At 72.4% G+C, this 25,036-nt stretch carries 23 protein-coding genes; 9 read left to right on the top strand and 14 right to left on the bottom strand.

Going from position 1 to position 25,036, the window contains the following annotated elements; translation table 11 throughout:
• Nucleotides 1–15: 15 nt before the first annotated feature.
• Complete coding sequence (locus tag HD593_RS02040; RefSeq protein ID WP_185100431.1) at nt 16–1,194, bottom strand: ROK family protein; 1,179 nt, start codon at nt 1,192–1,194, stop codon at nt 16–18.
• 160 nt (nt 1,195–1,354) lie between these two features.
• Between HD593_RS02040 and tdh the strand changes: the two genes are divergently transcribed.
• Genes tdh through HD593_RS02020 form a run of 4 tightly spaced genes read left to right on the top strand, consistent with a single transcriptional unit; the run spans nt 1,355 to nt 5,671 of the window.
• Nucleotides 1,355–2,383 (top strand): L-threonine 3-dehydrogenase, encoded by a 1,029-nt coding sequence (tdh, locus tag HD593_RS02035; protein ID WP_185100430.1) that lies wholly within the window; start codon nt 1,355–1,357, stop codon nt 2,381–2,383.
• Nucleotides 2,383–3,552, top strand: a complete 1,170-nt coding sequence (locus HD593_RS02030; protein ID WP_185100429.1) for a glycine C-acetyltransferase — start codon at nt 2,383–2,385, stop codon at nt 3,550–3,552. The genes tdh and HD593_RS02030 overlap by 1 nt, the downstream gene beginning before the upstream one ends.
• A 13-nt stretch (nt 3,553–3,565) precedes the next feature.
• Nucleotides 3,566–4,510 carry a LysR family transcriptional regulator gene (locus HD593_RS02025; RefSeq protein WP_185100428.1) on the top strand — a complete coding sequence of 315 codons (945 nt, stop codon included), beginning with the start codon at nt 3,566–3,568 and terminating at the stop codon, nt 4,508–4,510.
• Nucleotides 4,511–4,519: 9 nt separating this feature from the next.
• Nucleotides 4,520–5,671 (top strand): MFS transporter, encoded by a 1,152-nt coding sequence (locus HD593_RS02020; protein WP_185100427.1) that lies wholly within the window; start codon nt 4,520–4,522, stop codon nt 5,669–5,671.
• A 4-nt stretch (nt 5,672–5,675) separates the two neighbouring features.
• Here HD593_RS02020 and HD593_RS02015 read toward each other — a convergent pair whose 3' ends face one another.
• The 7 genes from HD593_RS02015 to lhgO all read right to left on the bottom strand — a co-directional run bounded on the left by HD593_RS02015 (nt 5,676) and on the right by lhgO (nt 15,041).
• Complete coding sequence (locus HD593_RS02015) at nt 5,676–7,154, bottom strand: hypothetical protein (protein WP_185100426.1); 1,479 nt, start codon at nt 7,152–7,154, stop codon at nt 5,676–5,678.
• Between the two features lie 114 nt (nt 7,155–7,268).
• Nucleotides 7,269–9,005 carry a GTPase gene (locus HD593_RS02010; protein ID WP_185100425.1) on the bottom strand — a complete coding sequence of 579 codons (1,737 nt, stop codon included), beginning with the start codon at nt 9,003–9,005 and terminating at the stop codon, nt 7,269–7,271.
• Nucleotides 9,002–10,822, bottom strand: a complete 1,821-nt coding sequence (locus HD593_RS02005; RefSeq protein ID WP_246546156.1) for a GTPase family protein — start codon at nt 10,820–10,822, stop codon at nt 9,002–9,004. The genes HD593_RS02010 and HD593_RS02005 overlap by 4 nt, the downstream gene beginning before the upstream one ends.
• A gap of 134 nt (nt 10,823–10,956) precedes the next feature.
• Nucleotides 10,957–11,619: a response regulator transcription factor gene (locus tag HD593_RS02000; RefSeq protein ID WP_221525532.1), complete on the bottom strand. Its 663-nt coding sequence runs from the start codon at nt 11,617–11,619 to the stop codon at nt 10,957–10,959.
• 65 nt (nt 11,620–11,684) lie between these two features.
• Complete coding sequence (locus tag HD593_RS01995; RefSeq protein ID WP_185100423.1) at nt 11,685–13,100, bottom strand: sensor histidine kinase; 1,416 nt, start codon at nt 13,098–13,100, stop codon at nt 11,685–11,687.
• A 13-nt stretch (nt 13,101–13,113) separates the two neighbouring features.
• Nucleotides 13,114–13,806 (bottom strand): response regulator transcription factor, encoded by a 693-nt coding sequence (locus HD593_RS01990; RefSeq protein WP_246546153.1) that lies wholly within the window; start codon nt 13,804–13,806, stop codon nt 13,114–13,116.
• A 20-nt stretch (nt 13,807–13,826) separates the two neighbouring features.
• Nucleotides 13,827–15,041: an L-2-hydroxyglutarate oxidase gene (lhgO, locus tag HD593_RS01985; protein ID WP_185100421.1), complete on the bottom strand. Its 1,215-nt coding sequence runs from the start codon at nt 15,039–15,041 to the stop codon at nt 13,827–13,829.
• A gap of 43 nt (nt 15,042–15,084) precedes the next feature.
• Between lhgO and HD593_RS01980 the strand changes: the two genes are divergently transcribed.
• Nucleotides 15,085–15,459 (top strand): hypothetical protein, encoded by a 375-nt coding sequence (locus tag HD593_RS01980; RefSeq protein WP_185100420.1) that lies wholly within the window; start codon nt 15,085–15,087, stop codon nt 15,457–15,459.
• 4 nt (nt 15,460–15,463) lie between these two features.
• Here the strand turns inward: HD593_RS01980 and HD593_RS01975 are convergent, their stop codons facing one another.
• The gene (locus tag HD593_RS01975; protein WP_221525531.1) at nt 15,464–16,483 is read right to left on the bottom strand and encodes a hypothetical protein; all 1,020 of its coding nucleotides are present in this window, start codon (nt 16,481–16,483) and stop codon (nt 15,464–15,466) included.
• A gap of 82 nt (nt 16,484–16,565) precedes the next feature.
• On the opposite strand from HD593_RS01975, the gene HD593_RS01970 reads away from it, so the two are divergent.
• Nucleotides 16,566–17,087, top strand: a complete 522-nt coding sequence (locus HD593_RS01970; protein ID WP_185100418.1) for a SigE family RNA polymerase sigma factor — start codon at nt 16,566–16,568, stop codon at nt 17,085–17,087.
• On the top strand, nt 17,084–18,235 hold the full coding sequence (locus tag HD593_RS01965; RefSeq protein WP_185100417.1) for a hypothetical protein: 1,152 nt from the start codon (nt 17,084–17,086) through the stop codon (nt 18,233–18,235). Before HD593_RS01970 ends, HD593_RS01965 begins: the two co-directional genes overlap by 4 nt.
• On the opposite strand, the gene HD593_RS01960 is transcribed toward HD593_RS01965, so the two are convergent.
• A complete protein-coding gene (locus HD593_RS01960; RefSeq protein ID WP_185100416.1) occupies nt 18,193–19,485 on the bottom strand; it encodes an MATE family efflux transporter in 1,293 nt (430 codons plus the stop codon). The genes HD593_RS01965 and HD593_RS01960 overlap by 43 nt on opposite strands.
• 86 nt (nt 19,486–19,571) lie before the next feature.
• Between HD593_RS01960 and HD593_RS01955 the strand changes: the two genes are divergently transcribed.
• Entirely contained in the window at nt 19,572–20,540 is a 969-nt protein-coding gene (locus HD593_RS01955; protein WP_185100415.1) for an aldo/keto reductase, read from the top strand.
• Nucleotides 20,541–20,706: 166 nt separating this feature from the next.
• Here HD593_RS01955 and thpR read toward each other — a convergent pair whose 3' ends face one another.
• The 4 genes from thpR to HD593_RS01935 all read right to left on the bottom strand — a co-directional run bounded on the left by thpR (nt 20,707) and on the right by HD593_RS01935 (nt 24,653).
• The gene (gene thpR / locus HD593_RS01950; protein ID WP_185100414.1) at nt 20,707–21,264 is read right to left on the bottom strand and encodes an RNA 2',3'-cyclic phosphodiesterase; all 558 of its coding nucleotides are present in this window, start codon (nt 21,262–21,264) and stop codon (nt 20,707–20,709) included.
• 99 nt (nt 21,265–21,363) lie between these two features.
• Entirely contained in the window at nt 21,364–22,605 is a 1,242-nt protein-coding gene (locus HD593_RS01945) for an MFS transporter (protein ID WP_185100413.1), read from the bottom strand.
• Nucleotides 22,606–22,628: 23 nt separating this feature from the next.
• Nucleotides 22,629–23,081, bottom strand: a complete 453-nt coding sequence (locus HD593_RS01940) for a MarR family winged helix-turn-helix transcriptional regulator (protein ID WP_185100412.1) — start codon at nt 23,079–23,081, stop codon at nt 22,629–22,631.
• 132 nt (nt 23,082–23,213) lie between these two features.
• The gene (locus HD593_RS01935) at nt 23,214–24,653 is read right to left on the bottom strand and encodes an NCS2 family permease (protein WP_185100411.1); all 1,440 of its coding nucleotides are present in this window, start codon (nt 24,651–24,653) and stop codon (nt 23,214–23,216) included.
• Between the two features lie 83 nt (nt 24,654–24,736).
• On the opposite strand from HD593_RS01935, the gene HD593_RS01930 reads away from it, so the two are divergent.
• Complete coding sequence (locus tag HD593_RS01930) at nt 24,737–24,949, top strand: DUF2530 domain-containing protein (protein ID WP_312903312.1); 213 nt, start codon at nt 24,737–24,739, stop codon at nt 24,947–24,949.
• Nucleotides 24,950–25,036 lie beyond the last annotated feature (87 nt).

Below are 25,036 nucleotides of genomic sequence, written 5' to 3'. Positions count from 1 at the left end.
TTCTGGCAGATCTTCTCAGGACACCTGCGTAAAGAGCTGCCGCTCGGCCTGCTCCAGCGCCAGCCTGACCGCGCCCAGCGCGATGCACTCGCCGCCCAGGCCCGAGGCCACGACGGCCGGTGGGTAGAGGCAGACCTCCGCGAACCGCTCCCTGATGGGCTCGATGAGCAAGTCACCGGCCTTGGACAGGCTGCCGCCGATCACCACCAGCTCCGGGTCCAGCGGGGTGACCACGGTGATCAGGCCCTCGCCGAGATGGCGGGCGAAGTCCCGTACGGCCCGCCCGGCCTGCTCGTCACCCGCGCGGGCCCGCTCGATGGCGAACTCGGCCGCCTCGCGCTGGGAACGCATCTCGCCCGGCTCGACCGAGATCGCGTACTCGGTCACGTGCCGGTAGGCCCGCCAGTGGTCGCCGGGCTGCCGGCCGATCTCGCCCGAGGCCGCGTGCGCGCCGCGATGCGGCCTGCCGCCGATGAGCAGCCCCAGCCCCAGCCTGCTGCCGGTGAAGAGGTAGACCACGTCCTGGCGGCCCCGCGCCTGCCCGCGCCAGTGCTCGGCCAGCACGGCCAGCCGCATGTCGTTCTCCACCAGCACCGGCGCCTGGAGCCGGCGGGACAGCTCGGCCCGCAGGTCGAGCCCCGTCCACCCCGCTAGCGCGACGCTCTTGACGACCCTGCCCGAGCCGTCCACCGTACCGGTGGTGCCGACGCCCACGGCGGCCACGTCCGGCACCGTCAGCCCTGCCTCGGCCACCACCGCGCCGACCAGGTCGGCGATGGCGTCGAGCCGGTCGCCCGCGGGCGTCGAGGGATGGCCGGGCACGTGGCGCGCGGCCACGACGGCGCCGTCGAGATCGGTGACCATGGCCCGCAGTCTGGACGCGCCCACGCCGACGCCCACCACGTGCCCGGCCGCGGCACGGAACCTGAACCGCCTGGCCGGCCGCCCGCGCCGGCGGTCGCCCTGCTCCCCGCCCTGCCCCCCGCCCTGCCCCCCGCCCTGCTCCTCACCGCACTCCTCCGCCCAGCCCTCGGCGAGCAGGTCCTCCATGACGACCTCGGCGGTCGGCCTGGACACGCGGGCCGCCCTCGCCAGCTCCGACAGCGTGGCAACCCCGCTCTCGCGCAGGCCGCGCAGGATCGCCGCCGAGTTGAGCCTCCGCAGGAGAGAGACGTCACCGCTCCGCTGTCGCACCCGACCTCCCACTGGTTAATTCAAGAAGTTTGTCTAATTCTGCCAGGTACGGCGGTCGCGTGAAGCAGAGCTGTGGGGGCACTTAAGAACTCCTCGATGGACACGTCCCGTGCCGGGCGGGCACAGTGCACTAGGTTCGTAATGGCGAGAGTGGGGGGCCATGAAAGCGCTGGTCAAAGAGCGGGCCGAGGCCGGCCTGTGGCTGGTGGACGTGCCCGAGCCCGAGGTCGGCCCCGGCGAGGTGAAGATCCGGGTGCTGCGGACGGGGATCTGCGGCACGGACCTACATATCCGGAAATATGACGACTGGGCGCGGCACACGCTGGAGCTCCCGCTCATCGTCGGGCACGAGTTCTCCGGCCACGTGGTCGAGGTGGCGCCGGGCGTCGAGGACATCGCCGTCGGCGACCTCGTCAGCGGCGAGGGCCACATCGTCTGCGGCAAGTGCCGCAACTGCATGGCCGGCCGCAGGCACCTGTGCGCCAACACGATCGGGCTCGGCGTCAACAGGGACGGCGCCTTCGCCGAGTACGTCACGCTGCCCGCCTCGAACGTCTGGGTGCACCGCGTCCCCGTCCACCCCGACGTGGCGGCCATCTTCGACCCGTTCGGCAACGCCGTGCACACCGCGCTGTCGTTCCCCCTGGTCGGCGAGGACGTGCTGATCACCGGCGCCGGCCCGATCGGCCTGATGGCGGCGGCCGTGGCCACGCACGTCGGCGCGCGCAACGTGATGATCACCGACGTCAGCGACGAGCGTCTCGACCTGGCCGGCAAGCTCGGCGTCTCCCTGGCTGTGAACGTCGCCCGCTCCTCGATCGCCGAGGGCATGCGCCAGCTCCACCTGCGCGAGGGCTTCGACGTCGGGCTGGAGATGTCCGGCAACCCGGTCGCCGTGCGCGACATGATCGCGAGCATGGCCCACGGCGGCAGGATCGCCATGCTGGGGCTGCCCGCCGAGGAGTTCGCCGTCGACTGGTCCACCATCGTCACCTCCATGATCACGATCAAGGGCGTGTACGGCCGGGAGATGTACGAGACCTGGTACAACATGTCCGTCCTGCTGGAGAAGGGCCTCGACCTCTCCCCCGTGATCACCGACCGGTTCTCGTACCGGGACTTCGACGCCGCCTTCGACACGGCGGCAAGTGGCCGTACCGGCAAGGTCATCCTGGATTGGAGCCTGTGATGTTCACGAACGTGCGCCAGCAACTGCGTACGACGCTCGACGAGATCACCGAGGCGGGCCTGCTCAAGCCCGAGCGCGTGATCTCCACCCCGCAGAGCTCCCAGGTGAGCGTGGCCGGCCGCGAGGTGCTCAACTTCTGCGCCAACAACTACCTGGGCCTGGCCGACGACCCCACCGTGGTCGAGGCCGCCAAGCAGGCGCTGGACCGGTGGGGGTTCGGCATGGCCTCCGTACGCTTCATCTGCGGCACCCAGGAGGTGCACAAGGAGCTGGAGTCCCGCCTGTCCGACTTCCTCGGCATGGAGGACACCGTCCTCTACAGCTCCTGCTTCGACGCGAACGGCGGCGTGTTCGAGACCCTGCTCGACGCCCAGGACGCGGTCATCTCCGACGCACTCAACCACGCCAGCATCATCGACGGCATCCGCCTGTCCAAGGCCCAGCGCTTCCGGTACGCCAACCGCGACATGTCCGAGCTGGAGGCCCGCCTGAAGGAGGCGTCGGAGGCCCGGCGGCGGCTGATCGTGACCGACGGCGTGTTCTCCATGGACGGATATCTCGCGCCGTTGCGGGAGATCTGCGACCTGGCCGAGCAGTACGACGCCATGGTCATGGTCGACGACTCCCACGCCGTCGGCTTCGTCGGCGCGACCGGCCGCGGCACGCCCGAGTTGCACGGCGTCACCGACAGGATCGACATCATCACCGGCACGCTCGGCAAGGCCCTGGGCGGGGCCAGCGGCGGCTACGTCTCGGCCCGCAAGGAGATCTGCGAGCTGCTGCGGCAGCGCTCGCGCCCGTACCTCTTCTCCAACTCCCTGGCCCCCGTCATCGCCTCGGCGTCGCTGCGCATCCTCGACCTGCTGGAGACCTCGAACGAGGCCCGCGAGCGGCTGCGCGCCAACACCGCCCGCTTCCGCAGCGAGATGACCAGGAACGGGTTCGACATCCTGCCCGGCGACCACCCGATCGTGCCCGTCATGATCGGCGACGCGTCCGAGGCCGCCGCCATGGCGGAACGCCTGCTCGACCTGGGCATCTACGTGATCGGCTTCTCCTACCCCGTGGTGCCGCACGGGCAGGCCAGGATCCGCGTGCAGCTCTCGGCGGCCCACTCGGAGGAGGACGTGGAGCGCGCCGTCCAGGCGTTCGTCCAGGCGAGAAGCTGAGTATCGTGACTGCGTGATTGACACGCGGCGGCTGCGTACGCTGCGCGCGGTGGCCGACCACGGCACGGTCACCGCCGCGGCGGCCGCGCTGCACCTGACGCCTTCCGCGGTGTCCCAGCAGCTCGCGGCCCTGGAGCACGAGGTGGGGCACCGCCTGCTCACCCGTGACGGGCGCGGCGTGCACCTCACCGCCGTGGGCAAGATCATGCTGGATCACGCCAACCAGGTCCTCGCCCAGCTCGAACGCGCCGAGGCGGAGGTGGCCGCGTACACGACGGGCGAGGCCGGCGAGGTCACCGTGGCCTGCTTCGCCACCGCGATCAGCGCCGTGCTCTCCCCCGCCATCGCCGCCCTGCGCGAGACGTCGCCCGGCGTGCGCGTCCGCGTGCAGGACGCCGAGGGCGACCACAGCCTGGCGATGCTGCTGGACGGCCAGGCGGACCTGGCCATCACGGTGGAGTACCGCGGCGCGCCCGACGCCGCCGACCCCCGGCTGTCACGCCGCCCCCTGTACGCCGAGCCGTTCGACCTGGTGCTCCCCGGCGACCACCCCCTGGCAGGCTCGGCCACGCTGGTGTCGCTGGCCGCCGAGACCTGGATCGGCCCCTACCCGGGCAACCCGGTGCACGACGTGATCACCTTCGCCTGCCAGCAGGCGGGCTTCACGCCGGGCCTCGTGCACTGCTCCGACGACTTCCGCGCCGTGGTCGCCCTGGTCGGGGCGGGGGCCGGGGTGGCACTGGTGCCGCGGCTCGCGCTGCGCGACATGGCGCTGCCCGGGGTGGCGGTGCGGCAGACGCCGGGGCCCGAGCGGCGCGTCTTCGCCGCCGTACGCCGGGGCTCCGACGCCCACCCCCTCCTACGCCCGCTCCTCGCGGCCCTGCGCGAGGTGGCCGAATCCCTCGGAACGGGCTCGCCGGAAGCACGCCGGGGCGCTGCTCGTGATCAAGCCGTCTAGCCTGAAGCGATGTCGTTTCGCGTGATGCTCCGGCTGCCCGGCGTGGCGGCGCAGGCCGTGCTCGGATTCCTGGCCCAGCTCACGCAGCAGGTGGCGCCCGTCGGGATCGTGCTCGTGGTGCAGGGCGCGAGCGGTTCGCTGGCCCTGGCCGGGGTGACGGCGGCGGCGTTCTCCGTCGGGGCCGGCATGGGCAGGCCCGTGCAGGGTCGGCTCATGGACCGCCACGGGGCCAGGACGGTGCTGGCCGGCACCGCCCTCCTGCACGTGGCGGCCCTGCTGGCGCTGCTGGCGTGCGCGCGGCCCGGCTTACCGTGGTGGCCCATGGTGGTGCTGGCCTGGGTCGCGGGCCTCGGGCTGCCGCCGGTCTCCGTCAGCATGCGGATCGAGTGGGGCCGCAGGGTCGACGCCCGGGACCGTACCGCCGCCTACAGCCTGGTCTACCTGGTGCAGGAGCTCGCCATGCTCACCGGGCCCCTGGTGTTCGGGCTGCTGATCGCGGTGGCCTCGGCGTCGCTCGCGCTGGGCCTGGTCGCGGGGGCTGCCGGGGCCGGCACGCTGGTCTTCGCGCGGGCGCTGCTGGCGGGCGCGGACGGGCACGCGCGCGAGCGGGGGCGGGTCTTCGCCGACCGCCGGATGCTGGTGCTGATGGCCGTGGTGCTGCTGCACGGCGGCACCTTCGGGGCGCTGCAGGTGGGGCTGCCCGCGCTGGCGACCGCCCGCGGCATCCCCGCCGCCACGGGAGTGCTGGTGGCGGCGCTGTCGCTGGGCGGCATCGCGGGAGCCACCGCCTACGGGGCCCGCTCGTGGCGCTCCTCCGCCCAGGTGCGGCTGATGGGGCTGATGCTGCTGCTCGGGCTCGCGCTCGCACCGCTGGCGCTGGTAGGGCCGCTGCCGCTGTTCTGCGTGGTGCTGTTCGCCGGCGGGCTGGTGCTCAATCCGGCGCTGACGACGTCGTCGCTGCTGGTGGACGAGTACGCGCCCACCGCCCAGGCGGAGGCGTTCGGCTGGGTCTCGACGGGGCTCGGGATGGGTGGCGCGGCGGGATCGGCTGTAGCGGGCGTGGTCGGCGAACGCTTCGGCCACGGCGCCCCCTTCCTCGCGGGCGCCGCGTTCGCGCTGGCCGGGGCCGTGTCGGCGGCCCTGCTGCTGAGGCGCGCCTGACGGATCACCAGGTGAGCCCGCCGGGATAGGTGTCGCCTCGCCAGACGACCCTGTGGGGGAAGGCGCCGCCGGCCGCCGGGGTGAGGCCGACGCGGAGCACCTCGTGATCCTTGCCCCCGCACGGCCTGTTACCGGCCGCCTCACCGTTCTCGTTGTCCTTGCCGACCAGGAGATGCCGGCCAGAACGGTCCACCGCCATCGACAGGATCTCGCCGCAGCTCAGGCTGAGCACCGTGGCCACCTTCCGGTCCCCGTCGTAGAGGACCAGCTCGGACGGCTGCTCGTAGCTGCCCGGGTGCACCCGCAGGGTCCGGCCGTCCGGCAGCGGGTGCGGGAGGGTGAAGCTGCCGCTGTTGCGGGGCGCCCGGACCAGCACCGCCGCGGCCGGCGGGTTCGAGGCGGGCAGCCGTACGTCGAGGCCGCCCTCCCAGGATTTCACCAGCTCCGGCTTCGGCGGGTACGTGACCCCGGTGAAGTGGAGGTCGTCGGGCAGCACCAGCGTGTGGGCGTCCCGCCAGTAGAACCCGGACGGGGACGCCTGCCATTCGGCGGCCGGGCCGAGGACGCCGACGTAGGCCGTCCGGTTGTGATCGCGGTCCTCGGTGGAGCGGCTGTAGGCGACGCGGCCCCCGGGCGACACCGCGATCCGGCCGACGTCCCCGTTCAGCCTGCCGGACAGCGCCCGGCCCAGCTTCGCCCGGCCGTCGGCGTCCACCGTCAGGCGGTGGATGCGCGAGACGGAGCCGCGCGGCGACCAGTCGTCCCGGCCCTGCCGCAGGGTCACGCTCACGACGTACTCGCCCGGCTGCGGGGTGGCGGCCACCGCCCTGATCTGGGTGATGCGCCCACGCTGCTCCGGCAGGTACTGGTGGGCGACGCGGCCCGTGTCCAGGTTCACCGTCTCCAGGTGGAGGCCGGGGAGCAGCGCGTACCGGGGGGTGCCGTCGGCCGCGACCGGTGGCGCCGCCGGCCGCCCGGGCAGGAGCCGCACGGCCTGCACGACCAGCACGATCACGCCGAGCGCCGCGACCAGCCGCAGCACCTCGCCGCGGCCCGGACGCCCGCGGGTCCCGGCGCCCGCCAGCATGATCAGCGCCAGTGCGGAGACCACCCAGGCCAGGGCCATCGGCAGGGCGCGGAACGGCCCCGGGTCCGGCGGGCAGCCGGGCGACGGCTCAACGGGCGGCCCGAGCAGCTCTCCGGCGACGGCCAGCGCCTCGGGCAACACCACGAGCCCGAACCCGGCGACCACGGCCAGCACGTGCACGCGGGTGTGGTCGCGCCTGGCCACGTACAGGGCGATCACCGCCAGGAGGAACGGCCCCGCCAGGTACAGCACCGCCGCGACCAGCTCGGCCGCCTCGGCGGCCGCTCGGCGGATGGAACGCGCCGAGTTCGAGATCGGTGACCCGGCGCACGCGAACCGCCGCGCGGGCGCCAGCACGTCCCAGCCGATCTGCCATAACGCGTACGAGGCCGCCACCCACCACCAGAGAACCGGACGAGGGGACCGCGGCCCGAGAGTCGACACGGAGAGCACGGCGGCCCGCCCTTTCTTACCCGGATGATCACGAACCCTACCGGGTCGGGCGAGTGCTCAAGCGGAGCCGCGGGCCAGGTCCAGGGCCTCGGTGAAGCGCGCGTACGTGTCCAGCTCCGCCTCCACGGGCTCCAGCACGAGCTCCCTGCCGACCTGGCCGATCGACGCGCGCAGCGCCCTGGCCGTACGGCGGGCCCTGCGCCGGCCGCCTGCCCAGGCCGCCAGCCTCGACAGCAGCGCGATCAGCACCCCCGCCAGCGCGCCGCCCACCAGCAGCACCGTCGGCCACGGCACCACCCCGGCGGTCGGCAGCGGCGGCTGGGGCAGCCGCAGGTAGTCCATCGCGAACAGCGCGCCCAGCCATCCGGCACCGGCCAGCATGGCCGCGAACACCAGCCACTGCAGCCCGTTCACGGCCCGCCACCACCGGGGCCGCCGCGTGCCGACGGCCGACGTCGTGGCCACCGCCCGGTCCACCGCGTCCGCCAGCTCCCTGGCGCGTGACCTGGCCGCCTGCCGCACCGCCACTGCCCACGCCCCCGGCAGCCCGGCCGCCGCCACCTCGCCGACGTCCCTGACCGCCGTCTCGACCTGCGCCCGCTGCACGGCGGACGCCGCCGGCACGGACGTACGCCCGACGATCTCCCCGCCCGGCCGGCCCTTGGGCGCCAGGCCGCCGAGGCGCAGCCTGCGCAGCGGGTCGGGGCGGAACCTCCTGATCCACCTGGTGACCGGCCAGCCGGTGGCGACGACGGCCCGGTGCCGGTGCCCCTTCGCCACGGCCTCCACGACCACGGGCACTCCGGCCGCCGCGCACAACGTACCGGTGAGCGCCCGCTCCGCCCCCGCCATCCGCTTGGCGCCCCCTTGCGCCTCGGCGGCCGGTTCCACCTCTCCGGGCTCGGCCCGCCCGAGTGCCACCGCCCCGCCGCCGTCGCCCTCCACAGCCTGTGGAGGGTCGGCCGTGGCGAGGTGGCCGGCGGCGGTGGTGATGTCGGCGGCCAGGCGGGCCGACCAGGACCTGCGTTCCGAGACCCGCTCGGCGAGCAGCGCCCTGAGGTCGTCCAGGCCCCGCCCCGTACGGGCCGAGACGGCGAGCACCGAGATCCCCGGCAGCCCGTCGTCGTCCAGGAGGCGGCGCAGGTCGCGCAGGCAGCGGTCCACCGCGTCGGCCGGCAGCCGGTCGACCTGGTTGAGCAGCACGACCATCACGTCCCGGTGCCCGGCCAGCGGGCGCAGGTAGCGCTCGTGGAGCGCGGCGTCGGCGTACTTCTGCGGGTCCACCACCCACACCAGCAGGTCGACCTGCTCCACCAGCCTGTCCACCTCCAGGCGGTGGGACAGCCGGATGGAGTCGTGGTCGGGCAGGTCCAGCAGGACGAGCCCGGACAGGCCCGGGTCGGCGGCGGAGTCCGCGGCGGGGCCGGTGGCGGGGCCGGTGGCGGAGTGGCGGCGCGGGATGTCCAGCCAGTCCAGCAGCGGCCCGGCGCCCTCGCCGTCCCACAGCGCGGCCTGGGCGGTCGAGGTCGTGGGCCTGGTGACGCCCACGTCCGCCAGGTCCTCGCCCGCCAGCGCGTTGTAGAGGGAGGACTTGCCGCTGCCGGTGGCTCCGGCCAGTGCTGCCACGGTGTGGTCGAGGGAGAGCTCGCGGCGTACGCCGGCGCGTTCGGCGACGGTCCGCGCGCCGGACACGGCCCGCTCGGACAGCCGCCCCTCGCCCAGCGTGGCCGCCTCCAGCAGGGCGGCCAGCCGGGAGTCGAGCGAGGGCCCCTCCTTGCGCCGCAGCAGCTTCACGACCTCTCCTCCGGCGTCTCCCCGCCCTCCGGCGCGTCCTTCACCCGCGGCACGTCGCGCACGTCCGGCGCTCCCGGCACGTCCTCGGCCCCCAGCACTGGCAGTTCCGCCGTCACCGCGGCGGGCAGCTCGGCGCGGTGGTCGCGGATGCGTCCGGCCGCCGCGCGCAGCGTGTCCGCCGTGTCCCGGGGCGGCTCCATCGGCTCCAGCCGGCCGGTGAACCTGGCCGCCTCCTCGTCCAGCAGCCCGCGCACCCGTTCCCGCAGGTCCTCCCTGGCCCGCGCGGTCAGCGACCGCACCGCCTGGTCGCCGAACACCGCCTCCAGCAGCTTCTGCGACAACACGCTCGTCCCGCCCGCGATCCCCACCTCGATCCCCGTCAGCCCGCCCGTGGAGGCGAACACGGCCAGCATGAGCAGCAGCCCCGCCCCGTTCACCCCGAACGAGGCCACCCTGGCCGTGGTGCGCCGCTCGGCGCCCTCCTCGCGGACGAGGTCGAGCACGTACTCCTGCCATCCCCGCACCGCCGACTCGGCCCGCTTGGCGAGGTCGGCCGAGGCGCGGCCGAGCCTGGCCGACTCGACGGCGCCCAGCCGGCCGAGGAGACCGGGGCCGCCCGGCGCGGCCGACCAGCCCTCCAGGGCCCGCTCGGCGGACCCGTCGGCGGCGCCCCTGATCAGCGCCTCGACGCCGCTCTCCAGGGCGTCCCTGAGCTGGACCTCCGGCATCCGTCCCGTGAAGAAGCCGACGACGCGGTCGCGCAGCCGGCCGACGCGGCTCTCCAGCGAGCGCATGAGGTCGCCGGTGCCGATGAAGTCCTGCCAGCGGGCCAGCACCTCGCCGCGCAGCAGCGAGCCGTCCCGCATGCCCTCGTCGAAGTCGGCCATGCCGCCCGCGTACGCGCCCGCCACGATGGAGCGCAGCCCGTCGAAGGCGGCCTGCTGGCGTTCGACGGCGGCGGCCAGCGAGGGCACCCGCGTGGCCAGGCTGTCGAGCGCGCCGGACAACGTCTGGCGCACGACCCGCGCCCGTTCGGCGGCGTCGGCGGCCAGGCCCGTGAGCCAGGAGGAGATGTCCTCGACGGAGGCGGCGGGCAGCCTGGCCTTCTCGTCGGGCAGCGCCGCCTCGGGGACGGTGAACAGCCGGGTGCCTTCGAGGCCGTTCTCGGTGAGGAGGCGGGCCAGGTCGCGGGAGACGGGCTCGACGGCCTCCGGAGGCACCCGGTCGAGGACGACGGCCAGGGCGGTGCTGCGTTCGCGGGCGGAGCGCAGGAAGCTCCACGGCACCTCGTCGGCGTACCTGGCGGCGGTGGTGACGAACAGCCACAGGTCGGCGGCGGCCAGGAGCTGGGCGGCCAGCTCGCGGTTGGCGGTCACCACGGAGTCGATGTCGGGCGCGTCGAGCAGCGCCAGCCCCGCTCCCAGCGCGGGCGAGGTCACCACGCGCAGCGCCCCCGGGCCCTCGCCGGTGCCGCGGGACAGGCCGGGCAGCACGTTCTGGCCCATGAACCAGGAGCGGTCGGCGGGGCTGACCACGAGCGTGGGCACCAGCGTGGTGGGGCGCAGCACGCCCGGCTCGGCCACGTCGGCGCCGACCAGCGAGTTGACCAGCGTGGACTTGCCGGCGCCGGTCGAGCCGCCGACGACGGCGAGCAGCGGGGCGTCCAGGGCGCGCAGGCGGGGCAGCAGGTAGTCGTCGAGCTGGCCGGTCAGCTCGCGCAGCGCGCGCCGGTCGGTGTCCGCCTCGCCGACCGCCAGCGGGAACAGCTCCCTGTCCAGCGGCCGCCGCAGCGACTCCAGCGCGTGCAGCAGGTCCATGGGACCACGCTAACCCCGTTTCGGGCACGCCCTGGTGACTGACCCGCCTTCCCCTCTCCCTCCGTACTTCGGTACAGGTCCTTTGGGGGAGAGGGGGCGGGAGGCAGGCCCCCGCCCCAAGACGCGGGCGGGGGTCAGTTGCCGGAGGTGGGGGGCTCGCGGAGGACGTAGCCGACGCTGCGGAGCGTGTGGATGAGCCTGGGCTCGACGTCGTCCACCTTGCGCCGCAGATACGACACGTACGACTCCACCACCCCCGCGTCCCCGCCGAAGTCGTAGTTCCACACGTGATCGAGGATCTGCGCCTTCGAGAGCACCCGCCCGGCGTTGACCATGAAGTAGTGCAGCAGCTTGAACTCGGTGGGCGACAACCGCACCTGACGCCCCCCGCGCGACACCTCGCGCGCCTCCTCGTCCAGCTCCAGATCGGCCACCTTCAGCTTGCTGGCGGGCACGGCCTCCCCCCGCGTACGCCGCAGCACCGCCCGGATCCGAGCCTGCACCTCCTCCAGGCTGAACGGCTTGGTCACGTAGTCGTCCCCCACCCGCAACCCCGCGATCTTGTCCTCGGTGGCGTCGCGGGCGGTCAGGAACAGCACGGGCGCGTCGATCCGCCTGGCCACCTCGAACCCGTCGAGGTCGGGCAGCATCACGTCGAGCACCACCAGGTCGGGCGAGGTCCGGACGGCCACCTCCACGGCCTCCTCACCGTCGGCGGCCGTCAGCACCTCGAACCCGGAGAAGCGCAGGCTAGCGGCGAGCAGATCCCTGATGCTGGGCTCGTCGTCCACCACCATGATCAGCGCCTCGGGTTTCGTCACCTACTTAGAGTGACAAAACGACCTGAGGGTTAGCTGAAGGGTCACTCCAAGGCGAGTGGGAGTTCGACGCGGAAGGTGGAGCCGCCTTCCGGGGAGCTGTCCACGGTGACGGTGCCGTCGTGGGCGCGCACGAGCGCCTGCACGATGGCCAGGCCGAGCCCGCTGCCGCGGTCCTCGGCCGAGCGGCGGCGGGACCTGGCGGAGTCGGCCCGGTAGAAGCGCTCGAAGACGTGCTCGACCTGCTCGGGCGTGAGGCCGGGGCCGTGGTCGACGACCTCGACGAACAGCTTGTCGCCGCTCGCCCCGGCCCTGACGATGATCGGGGAGCCGGGCTCGGTGTGCACGATGGCGTTGGTGACGAGGTTGGTGACGACCTGGCGCAGGCGTACCTCGTCGCCGGAGACGATCAGGGCCGCGCCGCCGACCACGTCCAGCTTGACCAGCCGGTCGGGAGCGAGGATGCGGGCGTCCTGCACGGCGTCGGCGGCCAGCGCCAGCATGTCCACCGGCCGCATCTTCAGCGGGCGCTGCTGGTCCACCCTGGCGAGCAGGAGCAGGTCGTCCACCAGCACGCTCATCCGGCCCGCCGCCTTCTCCACGCGCTGCATCAGCTCGACGGGGTCGGCGCCGGGGTTCTGCCTGGCGTACTCGGCGAAGCCGCGGATGGAGGTGAGCGGGGTGCGCAGCTCGTGGGAGGCGTCGCCGACGAACTGCCGCATGCGGTCCTCGGAGCGGCGGGCCGCCGCCTCGGACGCGGACCTGGCGGCGAACGCGGCCTCGATCTGGGCCAGCATCCCGTTGAGCGATCTGGCCAGCCCTCCCACCTCGGTACGGGGGTCGCCGTCGGGCACCCGGCGGCCCAGCTCGCCCCCGGCGATGGTCTCGGCGGTGCGCTCGATCTCGCGCAGCGGCCGCATGCTGTGCCGGACGATCGTGACCCCGGCCACGGCCAGGATGAGCAGGATGCCGCCACCGCCCAGCAGCTCGATGAGCACGAGCCGGGTGGTGATCGCGTCCACCTCCTCCAGGCTCACCGCGACCACGAGCGTGCGCCGCTGGGGGGCGACGCTGGCCAGCACCCGCCACTCGCCGTCCCCGCTGATGGCGGGCGCCGTGTACGGCTCGGACCCGGGCGAGCGCGGCAGCACGGGCATCGGCTTCTTGTCCACGTCGCGGTCGGTCAGCATCGGCACGTACGGGCCGCCGGGCTCCTTGACCAGGGCGATCGCGTCGGACTCGATGAGGATCGGGTGCTCGGCGGTCTCCCTGTCCTTGCGCCAGTCGCTCCTGACCTTCTTGTCCATGCGCGCGCTGAGCAGGTGGAGCTGGCTGTCCACGCGGTCGAGCAGGTAGCCGTGCAGCACCGAGACGCTGACCACGCCGATGAAGAACATGCCGAGGCCCAGCAGCGCCAGCATCGACGCGATCAGCTTGATCCTCAGCGGCAGGCCGCGCATCAGGAGCCCGTCCTCAGGAGCTCGGTGGCAGGCGCAGGACGTATCCGACACCGCGCAGGGTGTGGATGAGCCGCGGACTCCGGTTGTCGATCTTCCGGCGGAGCACGGACACGTACGACTCGACGATGCCCACCTCGCCCCGGAAGTCGTAGTCCCACACGTGGTCGAGGATCTGCGGCTTGGACAGGACCCGCCCGGCGTTCGTCATGAAGTAACGCAGCAGCTTGAACTCGGTCGGCGACAGCGCGACCGCGTTGCCTCCGCGCCACACCTCGTGGCTCTCCTCGTCCAGCTCGATGTCGGCGAACGTCAGCCGGGGCGGCGCCGCCTGCGTCTCCCCCGCCGTACGGCGCAGCACGGCGTGGATCCTGGCGACCACCTCCTCCAGGCTGAACGGCTTGGTCACGTAGTCGTCGCCGCCGATCGTGAGACCGCGGATCTTGTCCTCGGTCTCGTCACGGGCGGTGAGGAACACCACCGGCGTGTGCAGCCCGCCGCCGCGCAGCCGCCTGACGATCTCGAAGCCGTCCAGGTCGGGCAGCATGACGTCGAGCACGACGAGGTCGGGGCGGTGTCGTTGCACGGCCGCCACGGCGTCGAGGCCGCTCTTGGCCGTGGTCACGTCGAAACCCGCGAACCTCAGGCTCGCGGCGAGGAGTTCGAGGATGTTGGGGTCGTCCTCGACTATCAGCAGGCGTGATTCCATCACATCCAAGGATGCACTCATCAGACGAGTGCTGGGACAATTCCGGCAATATGCCGGGCAATGGCCAGACTCGAGGTGGCGGCGGGGGAAGGGGCATTCCTCACCAGAACTACCTTTCCCCGGACATCCACCACGAAGTCATCCACCAGGCTTCCGTCCCTGGCGACGGCCTGCGCGCGGACGCCGCCGGGAGCCCGCTCCAGGTCGGCGGCGGTGAGCTCGGGCACGTAGCGCCGGGCGCCCATGAGGAACGCCCCCTTGGCCACGGATCCATAGACTTCCTTAAGTCCGGTACGCCAGTGGGTCCTGGCCATGCGCAGCGTTCCCGGCCAACCCAGAATTTGCCGAACATTACGGAAATTCGACCATCGGTAGCCCTCGTACGCCGTGGCCAGCACCGCGTTCGGCCCCACCAGCACGCCGCCGCCGATCCGCCGGGTCAGGTGCACCCCCAGGAACGGGTAGCGCGGGTCGGGCACGGGATAGATCAGCCCCCGCACCAGGCCCCTGGCGGCGCCCTTGAGCGCGTAGTACTCGCCCCTGAACGGCACGATCCGCACGTCACCGCCCGCCCCGGCCATCCCGGCCACCGCGTCGCTGCCGAGCCCCGCGCACACCACCAGGCGGTCGAAGGCGAACCTGCGCCTGCCCGCCAGCACCTCGACCTTGCCCGCCCGTTCCCTGAGTGCCCTGACGGGGTGCCCGAGGCGTACGGACCCGCCCAGCTCGGCCACGTCCAGCGCGAGCCGGCGCGCGACGGCGGGGAAGTCGCAGATCGCCGTGTGCGGCGAGTGGATGGCGGCCACGCCGACCGCGTGCGGCTCGATCTCGCGCAGCGTGAGCGCGTCCAGCTCGGCGATGCCCGGCACGCCGTTGGCGCGCGCCCGCTCGGCCAGCGCCGCCAGCCGCGGCCGCTCGGCCCGGCTCGCGGCCACGACCAGCTTGCCGACCTCCTCGTACGGCAGCGCGTGCGCCGCGCAGTACTCCTTGAGCAGCGCCACGCCCTCCCGGCAGAGCCTGGCCTTGAGCGAGCCCGGCGGATAGTAGATCCCCGCGTGCACGACGCCGCTGTTGTGCCCGGTCTGGTGGGCGCCGACGCGCCCCTCCTTCTCCAGCACGGTCACCTCGGCCCCTCTGGCCGTGGCCAGCTCCCGCGCCACCGCGAGCCCGACGATGCCGGCGCCCACGACTCCGATCTTCTCCGTCACACGATGATTTTCCGCTCTACCGGCCATCCCCGCCATATCCGGGCGAATCGAACATGAGTACGATGCCCGTATGTACGTCCCACCAGAATGGCCCGCGGAGGTCCGGCCCCCCAGCGTGCCCGACTGGGAGACCTCGGCAGTGGCCTGGCTGCTCGACGCGGTGCCGCCGGACTACCGGGCGTACGAGGTGCTCAGACGGCATCCCGTGGCGCTGGCCGCGATGGCCCGCCACCACGTCAGGTCGGCCGTCGAGGCGGCCCGCGCCGGCTACCGGGCGGCCGCGGTGGACCTCAAGGGCCACCTGCCGCCGCACGCCATCGAGGCGGTGCTCGACACCTACAGGGAGGAGGGGCCGCGGCTGGTGCGGCTGTCACGCTCGATCGAGGTGGTCGAGCGGGCCCTGAGGGGCGACATCTTCACCGCCACCATGCGCCGCGAGCCCTGAGCGCTCAGCGCGTGCGGCGGGCCAGGAAGGTGATCACGCCGATCGCGGCCGCCGCCGCGGCGAGCCAGATGAGCACGTCCCTGATCGTCAGCCCCCCGCCGTCGCTCTCCTCGGCGCGCGCCACCGGGCTGGGCTCCTTCTTCTGCTCCTCCTCGGCCCTCAGCGGGCTCGGCGTGGGCGTGCTCCCGGCCGGGAGCGGCACCCGGTAGACCGGGCTGCGCGGCCCCTCGCTGCCGGCGAGCAGCGACCGCCCGTCGGCGGTGTACGCGATCGACTCGGCCTGCTCCAGCTCCGGCATCGTCACCCTGCCGATGGTCTCGCCGGAGGGCCGGTAGAGGGTGGCGGAGAAGTAGGTGCGCACGACGTAGGAGGAGCCGTCGGGGGCGTAGGCGGCGTCGGTGGCCATGAGGGGCGCGCTGGCGATCTTCCGCAGCACGTTCACCCGGTCCGTACGCAGCTTCTGCGGCGCCGCGTACACCGAGCCGGCGAACTCCTTGGACACCACGTACAGCCGCCCGGTCTTCGGATGCACCATGAGGCCCTCGGCGTTGCGCGCGCCGTCGGCGTACCGGAACCGGTAGCGGGTGGCGGGCAGCGTGGCGTCGGCGATGGTCTGCGGCTCGATCACCTTGTAGACCGACACGTTCGGCCAGGCGCCGTCGAGGTTGTCGCCGATGTCGGCGAACCAGAGCACCCCGCGCCCCGTCACCGGGTCCTTCGTGGCCGCCATGGCCTCCCAGTCGCGCGCCTGCGCGCCCCGCACCTGGAACGTGGCCCGCGTGCGCCCCTCGCCGTCCACCGCGTAGAACGCCGGGGCGGCCGCACTGTCGTTGTGCGTGTAGTAGAGGCCGTCGTGCGTCGGCGACACGGCCAGCCCGCTCGACTCCGTGATCCGCTGGTCCTTGAAGGTGAACAGCTTCTCCGCCCCGTCGTCGGGCGCCGCGAACGCCGGCCCGGCAGGCAGCAGGCACACGGCCGCCACGACGACGAGAATCCTGGTCACGAAGTCCCCCACGCCAGCCATCATGCCCCACCCGCGCACGCGCCGGACCGGCCTTCCAACGCGGTCGCCCCGGGTCGCGTTGTTAGGGGGTGAAAGGAGAGGCATGGATCCATACGAGGGCTTCAGGGAGTTCGTACGGGGGCGCCAGCGATCGCTGATGCGTACCGCGTACCTGCTCACCGGTGACGCCCCGCAGGCCGAGGACCTGCTGCAGACCGTGCTGATGCGAGCGGCCAGGCACTGGAGGCGGCTCGCCGACGGCAACCCTGAGGCGTACGTGCGCCGTGCCCTCGTCAACGAGCACACCTCCTGGCGCAGGCGCAGGCGGGCCGAGACGCCCACGGCCCATCCACCGGACGTCGGGCCGGGCCGGGACCCGGGCGACCAGAGCCTGACGCGCATGGCGCTGCAGCGCGCCCTGATGCGCCTGACGCCGCGCCAGCGGGCCGTCCTGGTGCTGCGTTACTACGAGGACCGCAGCGTCGAGGAGACCGCCGACCTGCTCGGCTGCTCGCAGGGCACGGTCAAGAGCCAGACCAGCCACGCGCTCGGCCGCCTGCGCACCCTCGCCCCCGAGCTGGCCGAGCTGCTGCACGACGTCGATCCCGAGGAGGTACCCCGATGACCAGGTTCACCGACGAGCTCCGCCTGCTCGCCGAGCAGGCTCCCGACGTGGACCTCGCCGAGCGGGCCGTGCGGGGGGCACGGCGGCGCAGGGCGGCGTCGTTCGGGTCGGTGGTGGCCGCGCTGGTCGCGCTGGCGCTCGGCGTGCCGTTGCTCACCGCCTCCCCCGGCGGCGACACGATCAGCGGCACGGTGACCGACGTGCTGCCCGGGCAGGGCGTGGACCGGGCCGCGTACGCGTACTACGACTTCTGCGGCAGGCAGTGGGACTACCGGAAGAACACCCACACCTTCGCCGGCCAGGAGTGCGCGCAGTGGCGGCTGGTGACCCGCGGGGGCGAGAGCTTCAGGATGCCGGACGCGGTGAGCGTGTTCACCGAGCAGACCGCCGGCAACTACATGAACACCGGCGCCCCGCTGGTGATCTCCTCCGACGGGCGGAAGGTGGCGTACTACCGCGAGTCGGACCAGCGCTACGCGGTCCGCGACCTGGAGACGGGCGCGGTCCTGCTGACGCCGCAGACGTTCCCGCGGGACACCATGGTCAAGGGCGCCGGCCTGGTACGGCTCTCGCCGGACGGCCGTTTCCTGGCCATGACCGGCCGGGGCTGGCCGATCGTCGTCGTGGACATGGAGAGCGGCCAGGTGACCGACGTGCCACCGGGCTGGTACATCCAGCGCATCGGGAACGGCGGCAGCCCCGTCGTCCTCGGCGACGACCGGGGCAGGCTGGGGCTGCTGAAGGGAGGCGAGGTGCAGGTGGTCCCCTCGCCGGCTGACGACCTGCGACGCTTTGGCGAGCCGTCGGCCGACGGCCGGGTCCTGCCCTTCCTGGACGGCGCGACGCAGGGGATGAACTCGCGCCCGCCCGACACGATCGTCACCCTGGACGTCACCACCGGGCGGGAGCTGACGAGGGCGAAGCTGCGCGACGCGCCCGAGGGCTTCGAGGTCTCCCGCATCGGCGGCTGGCTCAGCGCGAACGAGGTGATGGTCACCGGCAACCCGCCGTTCGAGCGCGGGAAGGACGGGACTCCGACGCTGGGCGAGACGACGTACGCGGTGGACGTGAACAGCGGCCGGGTACGGAAGCTGGAGTCCTACACCTACCGGGCCTGGGCGGGGGACCTCGTGCTGCCCGGGTTCTGACCCACCCTGGCGCTGTGGCGGTGGAACCCGGTGCCCTGGAGCACCACCAGGAGCCCGTTGGCCACCGCCATGGCCGCCCACAGCCCGTCGATGCCCCACGTCCTGGCGACGGGGACGGCGGCCACGACCAGCAGGCCGTACCCGATGACGAAGTAGAGCAGGCTGGACGCGGAGCGCTTGAGCGCGGTCAGGCCGGTGCCCTGCACGGCCTGGGCCGCGTCGAGCGTCGCCGACAGCAACATCAGCGGCAGCAGGCCGAGCGCCCGCTCCCGCACCGCGCCGTCGTCGGTGAAGAGCCCGAGCACGTTGTCGCCGAGCCCGAGCAGCAGACCGGCCACCACGAGCGTCCCTGTTACAGCGAGCAGAGCCGCGCTCCGGTGGGCCCGCCGCGCGCCGGCCGGGTCGGCCGCGCGGGCCACCTCGGGCACCGCGGCCTGCGCGACGGACAGGGAGGCCAGCATGATCATGCCGGTGAGCGTGCTCAGCACCGCGTGCGCGGCGGTGTCGCGCGTGCCCGTGGTGCTCGCGGCGAAGGTCACCACGCTCAGCACGCCGAACTTGATGAGCACGGTCCCGGCCAGCGGGATGCTGACCCTCGCCAGCTTCATGATCTCGCGGGTCCTGGGCCGCCCCTGCCCGATGGGCCGCCCCAGCGCCTTCCGCAGGCTGAGCGTGGCCACGCCCGCCGCCCCCGCGCCGGAGAGCACCCAGGCGATGCCCACCCCGGTCAGCCCGAGGCCCGGCACCAGCAGCGCGGTGAGCCCGGCCACGCCCACCCCGAAGACCAGCGTGGGCCAGAGCACGTACCCGCTGCGCCCCAGCGCGACGAGGATGGTGCTCGCCCCGCCGGTGGAGGCGAAGACCAGCAGATACGCCGCCAGGAACCACGGCAGCACGCCCATCTCCCGCACCACCTCGTCCGGCACCCCGGTGAGCCGGGCGAGCGGCGGCACGCAGAGCACCACGAGGGCGCCGAGCAAACCCGTGGCCAGGCTGAGCCAGCGCGCGTCCCGCACGACCGGCACGGCCGCCGCGGGCTCCTCCCTGAACGGCGCCACGAACGGCCCGAGCCCGCGTAACGCGCCCTGCACGGCGGCGGCCGCGGCACTGAGCACGGCGCTGATCACGGCGAACGCCGCCAGCGTGACCGTGTCGTGGTTGCCCAGCACCGAGGTGACCACCAGCGACCCGGCCGTGCCCGCGACCATCGCGAGGAAGAGCGGCATGGCGGCACGCAGCAGCGCGATCACGAGGGGAGGAGATCCGGCCGGGGCTGCGAGATCATGGAGCGAGTCTATGGCCTGGAGTGCACTCCAGGTCCTTAGGGTTGTTCGTCATGGACTACGTCAATCTCGGACGCAGCGGTCTCCTGGTGAGCCCGCTCTGCCTCGGCACCATGAACTTCGGCCCGCGCACCACGGAGGAAGACTCCTTCGCGATCATGGACCGGGCTCACGAGCTGGGGCTGAACTTCTTCGACACGGCGAACGTCTATGGCGGCCAGAAGGGCGAGGGCATCACCGAGCAGATCGTCGGCCGGTGGTTCGCCCAGGGCGGCGGCCGCCGGGAGAAGACGGTCCTGGCCACCAAGGTCTACGGCGACATGGGCGACTGGCCCAACGAGCGGGGCCTGTCCGCGCTCAACATCCGCCGGGCCTGCGACGCCTCGCTGAAGCGCCTCCAGACCGACTACATCGACGTCTACCAGGCCCACCACGTGCACAGGACGACTCCGTTCGAGGAGTTCTGGGAGGCCATGGAGGTCCTGCGGCAGCAGGGCAAGATCCTCTACGTCGGCTCGTCCAACTTCGCGGGCTGGCACCTGGCCAAGGCCCAGGAGACCGCGGCCCGCCGCGGCTTCTTCGGCCTGGTCAGCGAGCAGACCCACTACAACTTGCTCACGCGCGCGCCGGAGCTCGAAGTGCTGCCCGCCGCCGAGGACTACGGCCTCGGCGTCATCCCGTGGAGCCCGCTGGCCGGTGGCCTGCTCGGCGGTGTCCTGCGCAAGCTCGACAAGGGCCGCTCGGGCGCCGACCACATGCTCAAGCAGCTGGAGCGGCACCGCGACAAGATCGAGCAGTACGAGAAGTTCAGCGACGAGTTGGGCGCGGACCCGGCGGACGTCGCCCTGGCCTGGCTGCTCAAGCAGCGCGCGGTCGTGTCGCCGATCATCGGCCCGCGCACGATGCAGCAGCTCGAAGGCAGCCTGCGCGCCCTGGAGATCGACCTCGACGAGGCCGCGCTGGCCCGTCTCGACGAGATCTTCCCCGGCCACCGCACCGCCCCGGAGGACTACGCCTGGTAGCCGCTCCACCGTACGGCGGGCCGTTGCCGTGGCGTCACGCGTCCGGCAGCGGCCCTCACGGCGTGCGCGGCATCAGCTCAGCAGGGCGCCGACGACGACGATGAGCAGCAGCAGGCCGAGCACGATGGGCAGCAGCCAGGGGCGAGGACGATCCACGACCTGGAGCCTAGCCCTGCTCGGCGGGTGCCAGCGCCCATTCGGCGAGTGACTCGTACCTCACCTGCGCTCCCGTGTGGCTGCGGACGAGCCGGACGCGCTCGGCCCGCCACGGCGACCCGCTGAACCCCGACAGCGATTCCACCAGCTCCCGCAGGTCCGTCTCGGCCTTGGCCCTGGCGAGCGTGAGGTGGGGGTGGAACCGCTTCTCGTCGGTCTGCGCCGCTCCCGCCCGGCGCGCGCCCGCCTTGACGGAGTCGGCGAGCCTGGTCATGGAGTCGCCGGTGACGCCCACCCAGAGGACCCGGGCCCGCCGTACGGAGGAGAAGGCGCCGAACCCGTCGAAGGCCAGGTTCAGCACGGGGTAGCGGCGTACGGCACGGGCCAGGCGGACCTCCAGCTCGGGCAGCACCTGCTCGGGCACCTCGCCGAAGAACCCGAGCGTGATGTGCCAGGTCTCCCGGTCGGGCCAGCGCAGCCCCGGCACCTGCCCGACGTGCGGCGCGATGGCACGCGCGATCTCGTCCAGCACGTCGTCGGGCGGCACCAGCGCCGCGAAGAGCCTCATGCCTCACGATTCTCCTCCCGCCCGCCCTCGCCCCTCACACCGCCCGTACGCCAGAGGCGGGCACCCGCCTGCCGCGAGTGCCCGCCCGGATGCAATGACTCATGCCACGGCGAGCGCCGGCCTGCCCACGCGCGAGCTGATCAGCCGCGTCATCAGGACGGCCAGCCCCGTCCCGACCAGGACCAGCGCACCGGACAGGATGACTCCCGTCCGCGGCCCGCCCAGCTCGGACAGCCACCCGATCAGCGGCGCCCCCAGCGGCGCCCCACCGGTGAAGACCAGCATGTAGATCCCCATGACCCGGCCCCGCATCTCGGGCGAGGTGGCGATCTGGACGCTGGCGTTGGCGACGGTGTTGATGGTGATCAGCGCGATCCCGGTGGGGATCAGCAGCAGCAGGTAGGCGGGGTAGAACGGCGCCACCCCGGTGGCGATCTGGAACAGCCCGAACCCGATCGCCCCGGCGAAGAGCACCTTGCGCGACAGCCGCGCCCGCCGCGCCGCGAGCAGCGCCCCGCCGAGCGCGCCCACCGCGAACATGCTGGACGCCAGCCCGAACGAGGACGCCCCGGCCCCGAACACCTCCCGCGCCATGAGCGCGATCGACATCGAGAACGACTGCGAGAACATCGACACGAAGGCGATCAGCAGCACCGGCATGAGCAGCTCCTCGTGCCGCAGCACGTACCGGAGCCCCTCGCGGAGCTGGCCCTTGGCCCGGGGGACGGGCTCGGCGACGTTCAGCTCGGCCTTGCGCATGAAGATCAGGCTGGAGATCACCCCGCCGAACGTCAGCGCGTTGATCAGGAAGATCGGCCCCGTGCCGCCCAGCACGTAGATCAGCACGCCGGCGAGCGCCGGGCCGACCACGCGGGCCAGGTTGAAGATGGAGCTGTTGAGTGCGATCGCGTTGGGCAGGTCCGCGCGGCCGACCATCTCGACCACGAACGCCTGCCGCGTCGGCACCTCCACGCAGGAGATCATGCCGAGCAGGAACGCCATCACGTACACGTGCCAGACCTGGGCGGTCCCCGTCATGGTGAGGATGCCGATGGTGAGCGCGAGCCCGGCCATGAGCGTCTGGGCGCCGATGAGGATGGGCCGCTTGGGGTAGCGGTCGGCGAGCACCCCGCCGAACATCCCGAACAGCAACATCGGCAGGAACTGCAGCGCGGTCGCCGTGCCGAGCGCCGCCGCGCTGCCGTGGGCGTTGCCGGGGCCGGCGGTCAGGTCGAGCACCAGCCAGTCCTGGGCGGTGCGCTGCAGCCAGGTGCCGATGTTGGAGACGGTGCCGCCCGCCGCGAACATGCGGTAGTTACGAACCCTGAGTGACCGGAACATCCCGGTCCTGGGTTCTTCGGGCTCTATATCTTGCTGAGCTTCTCCAGGATCGGCGCCGCCTGCCTGAGGATCGACCTCTCCTCCGGAGACAACTCCTTCAACCGCTGCGTCAACCACGCCTCCTTGCGGCGGCGCTCCTCCTTCAGCAGCTTCTCGGCGGCCTCGGTCACCGACACGGTCACCTGGCGCCGATCGGTCGGATGCGGGGTGCGGGCGACCAGGCCGCGCTCCTCGAGGGCGGCGATCACGCGCGTCATCGAGGGTGGTTGCACCTTCTCTAGCTCGGCCAATTCGCCGGGGGTTATCCCGGAATGCCGTTCCACCGCGGCGAGGGTCGCGAACTGGGTGGGCGTCAGCGTGTGCGCTGCCGCCTGGCGTCGTAGGCGTCGGTTCAGCCTTGCCAATGAAACGCGCAGGGCTGAAGCCAGACCTGCGTCGCTGCGCAGGTCCATCTTGGGCTGGGTTTTGGTTAGCATGAGTCATTACCTTTGCTAACTATACGGCAAGGCAAGATATTTCCGGACACAACTGTCGTTCCACCCCTTGATACCCCGAAGCCGCCCCGCGCGTGCGGGACGGCTCCGAAGGTGTGACGATCGGGTACGGCCTCAGAGGCCGAGCAGCGCCCGGATCGGGCCGATGGCGAAGTAGAGCGCGAACAGCGCGGCCACGCCCCACAGCAGCGGGTGCACGTCGCGGGCCTTGCCGCGCACCACCTTGATCAGCACGTAGCTGATGAACCCGGCGCCGATCCCGTTCGAGATCGAGTACGTGAACGACATGATCACGATGGTGAGGAAGGCCGGGATCGCGATGTCGAAGTCGTTCCAGTCGACGTCCTTGATGGCGGTCATCATCAGGAAGCCCACGATGACCAGCGCCGGCGCGGCGGCCTCGTACGGCACGATGGTGACGAGCGGCGCGAAGAAGATGGCCACGAGGAACAGCAACCCCGTGACCACGCTGGCGAGGCCAGTGCGAGCGCCCTCGCCGACCCCCGCGGCCGACTCGATGTAGGTGGTGTTGGAGGAGACGGAGCCGGCGCCGCCGGCGGCGGCCCCGAGCGAGTCGACGAGCAGGATCTCCCTGGTCCGCGGCAGCGTCCCGTCCTCCTGCACCAGGTTCGCCTGGCGGCCGACGCCCACGATGGTGCCCATCGTGTCGAAGAAGTCGGTGATGAGCAGGGTGAAGACGAGCAGGGCGGCCAGCAGCACGTCCACCCGGATGAACCCGCCGAACGGGTCGAACTCGGTGAACAGGACGAGCGGGTTGTTGAAGCCGAAGATCTGCTCGGGCACGACGGGCCGGTTGAGCTGCCAGGTGTAGGGGTTGTCCGGCGAGGACGGGCCGAGCTTGGCGATCGCCTCGACGATGATGGCCAGGATCGTGGTGCCGACGATCCCGATCAGGATGGCGCCCTTGACCTTGCGCGCCACCATCGCCGCCGTGGCCAGCAGCCCGATGATGAACACGAAGATCGGCCAGGAGGTCAGGGTGCCGCCGATGCCGAGCTCCAGCGGCGTGCCGGCGGCCTTGCGCACGAAACCGGCGTCCACGAACCCGATCAGCGCGATGAACAGGCCGATGCCCACGCTGATGGCGGTCTTCAACTGGGCGGGGATGGCGTGGAAGATCGCCGTCCTGAGCCCCGTCAGCACCAGCACGGCGATGATGACGCCTTCGAGGAAGACCAGGCCCATGGCCTCCTCCCAGGTCATCACCGTGGCGATCTGGAAGGTGACGAAGGCGTTCAGGCCGAGCCCGGCCGCCATCGCGAACGGCACCCTGCCGATGACCCCCATGAGGATCGTCAGCACGCCGGCCACGAACGCCGTGCCCGCGGCGACGAGCGCCACGGGAGCGGTCGCGCTGTCGGCGATGAACTGGCCCTCCACGTCCTTGCCGCTGGCCAGGATCAACGGGTTGAGCACGACGATGTACGCCATCGTGAAGAACGTGGCGATGCCACCGCGTACCTCTCGGGAGACGGTGGAACCTCGTGCGGAGATTGCGAAGAAACGGTCTATCGCATTACGTGTGTCACTCACGACGCGAAGAGTGACAGTAGTGGTGAACTGCGAAAAGAGCCAGTGATGAGATCGAGACCCGATTGGAAGCTAGGCTGGACAACGTGAAGCAGCAGTGGCACCCCGACCCCGAGCCGATCAAGACCAACGACACCGCCGCCATCGCCGTCGGCACCGGCGCCTGGGCGGTCGCCCTGGTCGCGCTGCTGATCTTCCGTCCCGCTCCCGAGAACACCTGGTGGATCTGGACCTGCCTGACGGGTGTGGGGTTCGGCTTCTTCGGCATGTGGCTCGTACGCAGGCCCAGGGGCGACTGACGTCCCCGCGCGGCAGGTGACATTCGTCATCTCCGACTGTTCCCCGAAGTCACCTCTAAGTGGTGTTTTCGCCCACTACATCGGCAT

The sequence above is a fragment of the Nonomuraea rubra genome (genome assembly GCF_014207985.1).
Classification (GTDB): domain Bacteria; phylum Actinomycetota; class Actinomycetes; order Streptosporangiales; family Streptosporangiaceae; genus Nonomuraea; species Nonomuraea rubra.
Note: the sequence above shows the minus strand (reverse complement) of the source record. Positions and strands in the feature narration are given on the sequence as shown.

Excerpts from the sequence above, each read along its gene's own strand:
- HD593_RS01955 (WP_185100415.1), top strand. The coding sequence starts at position 19,572 with ATGGACTACGTCAATCTCGGACGCAGCGGTCTCCTGGTGAGCCCGCTC.
- lhgO (WP_185100421.1), bottom strand. The coding sequence starts at position 15,041 with ATGGCCGGTAGAGCGGAAAATCATCGTGTGACGGAGAAGATCGGAGTC.
- HD593_RS01990 (WP_246546153.1), bottom strand. The coding sequence starts at position 13,806 with ATGGAATCACGCCTGCTGATAGTCGAGGACGACCCCAACATCCTCGAA.
- HD593_RS02000 (WP_221525532.1), bottom strand. The coding sequence starts at position 11,619 with ATGGTGGTGGACGACGAGCCCAGCATCAGGGATCTGCTCGCCGCTAGC.
- HD593_RS01980 (WP_185100420.1), top strand. The coding sequence starts at position 15,085 with ATGTACGTCCCACCAGAATGGCCCGCGGAGGTCCGGCCCCCCAGCGTG.
- HD593_RS01995 (WP_185100423.1), bottom strand. The coding sequence starts at position 13,100 with ATGCGCGGCCTGCCGCTGAGGATCAAGCTGATCGCGTCGATGCTGGCG.
- tdh (WP_185100430.1), top strand. The coding sequence starts at position 1,355 with ATGAAAGCGCTGGTCAAAGAGCGGGCCGAGGCCGGCCTGTGGCTGGTG.
- HD593_RS01965 (WP_185100417.1), top strand. The coding sequence starts at position 17,084 with ATGACCAGGTTCACCGACGAGCTCCGCCTGCTCGCCGAGCAGGCTCCC.
- HD593_RS01975 (WP_221525531.1), bottom strand. The coding sequence starts at position 16,483 with ATGGCTGGCGTGGGGGACTTCGTGACCAGGATTCTCGTCGTCGTGGCG.
- HD593_RS02030 (WP_185100429.1), top strand. The coding sequence starts at position 2,383 with ATGTTCACGAACGTGCGCCAGCAACTGCGTACGACGCTCGACGAGATC.
- HD593_RS01970 (WP_185100418.1), top strand. The coding sequence starts at position 16,566 with ATGGATCCATACGAGGGCTTCAGGGAGTTCGTACGGGGGCGCCAGCGA.
- HD593_RS02005 (WP_246546156.1), bottom strand. The coding sequence starts at position 10,822 with ATGGACCTGCTGCACGCGCTGGAGTCGCTGCGGCGGCCGCTGGACAGG.
- HD593_RS02020 (WP_185100427.1), top strand. The coding sequence starts at position 4,520 with ATGTCGTTTCGCGTGATGCTCCGGCTGCCCGGCGTGGCGGCGCAGGCC.
- HD593_RS01940 (WP_185100412.1), bottom strand. The coding sequence starts at position 23,081 with ATGCTAACCAAAACCCAGCCCAAGATGGACCTGCGCAGCGACGCAGGT.
- thpR (WP_185100414.1), bottom strand. The coding sequence starts at position 21,264 with ATGAGGCTCTTCGCGGCGCTGGTGCCGCCCGACGACGTGCTGGACGAG.
- HD593_RS01945 (WP_185100413.1), bottom strand. The coding sequence starts at position 22,605 with ATGTTCCGGTCACTCAGGGTTCGTAACTACCGCATGTTCGCGGCGGGC.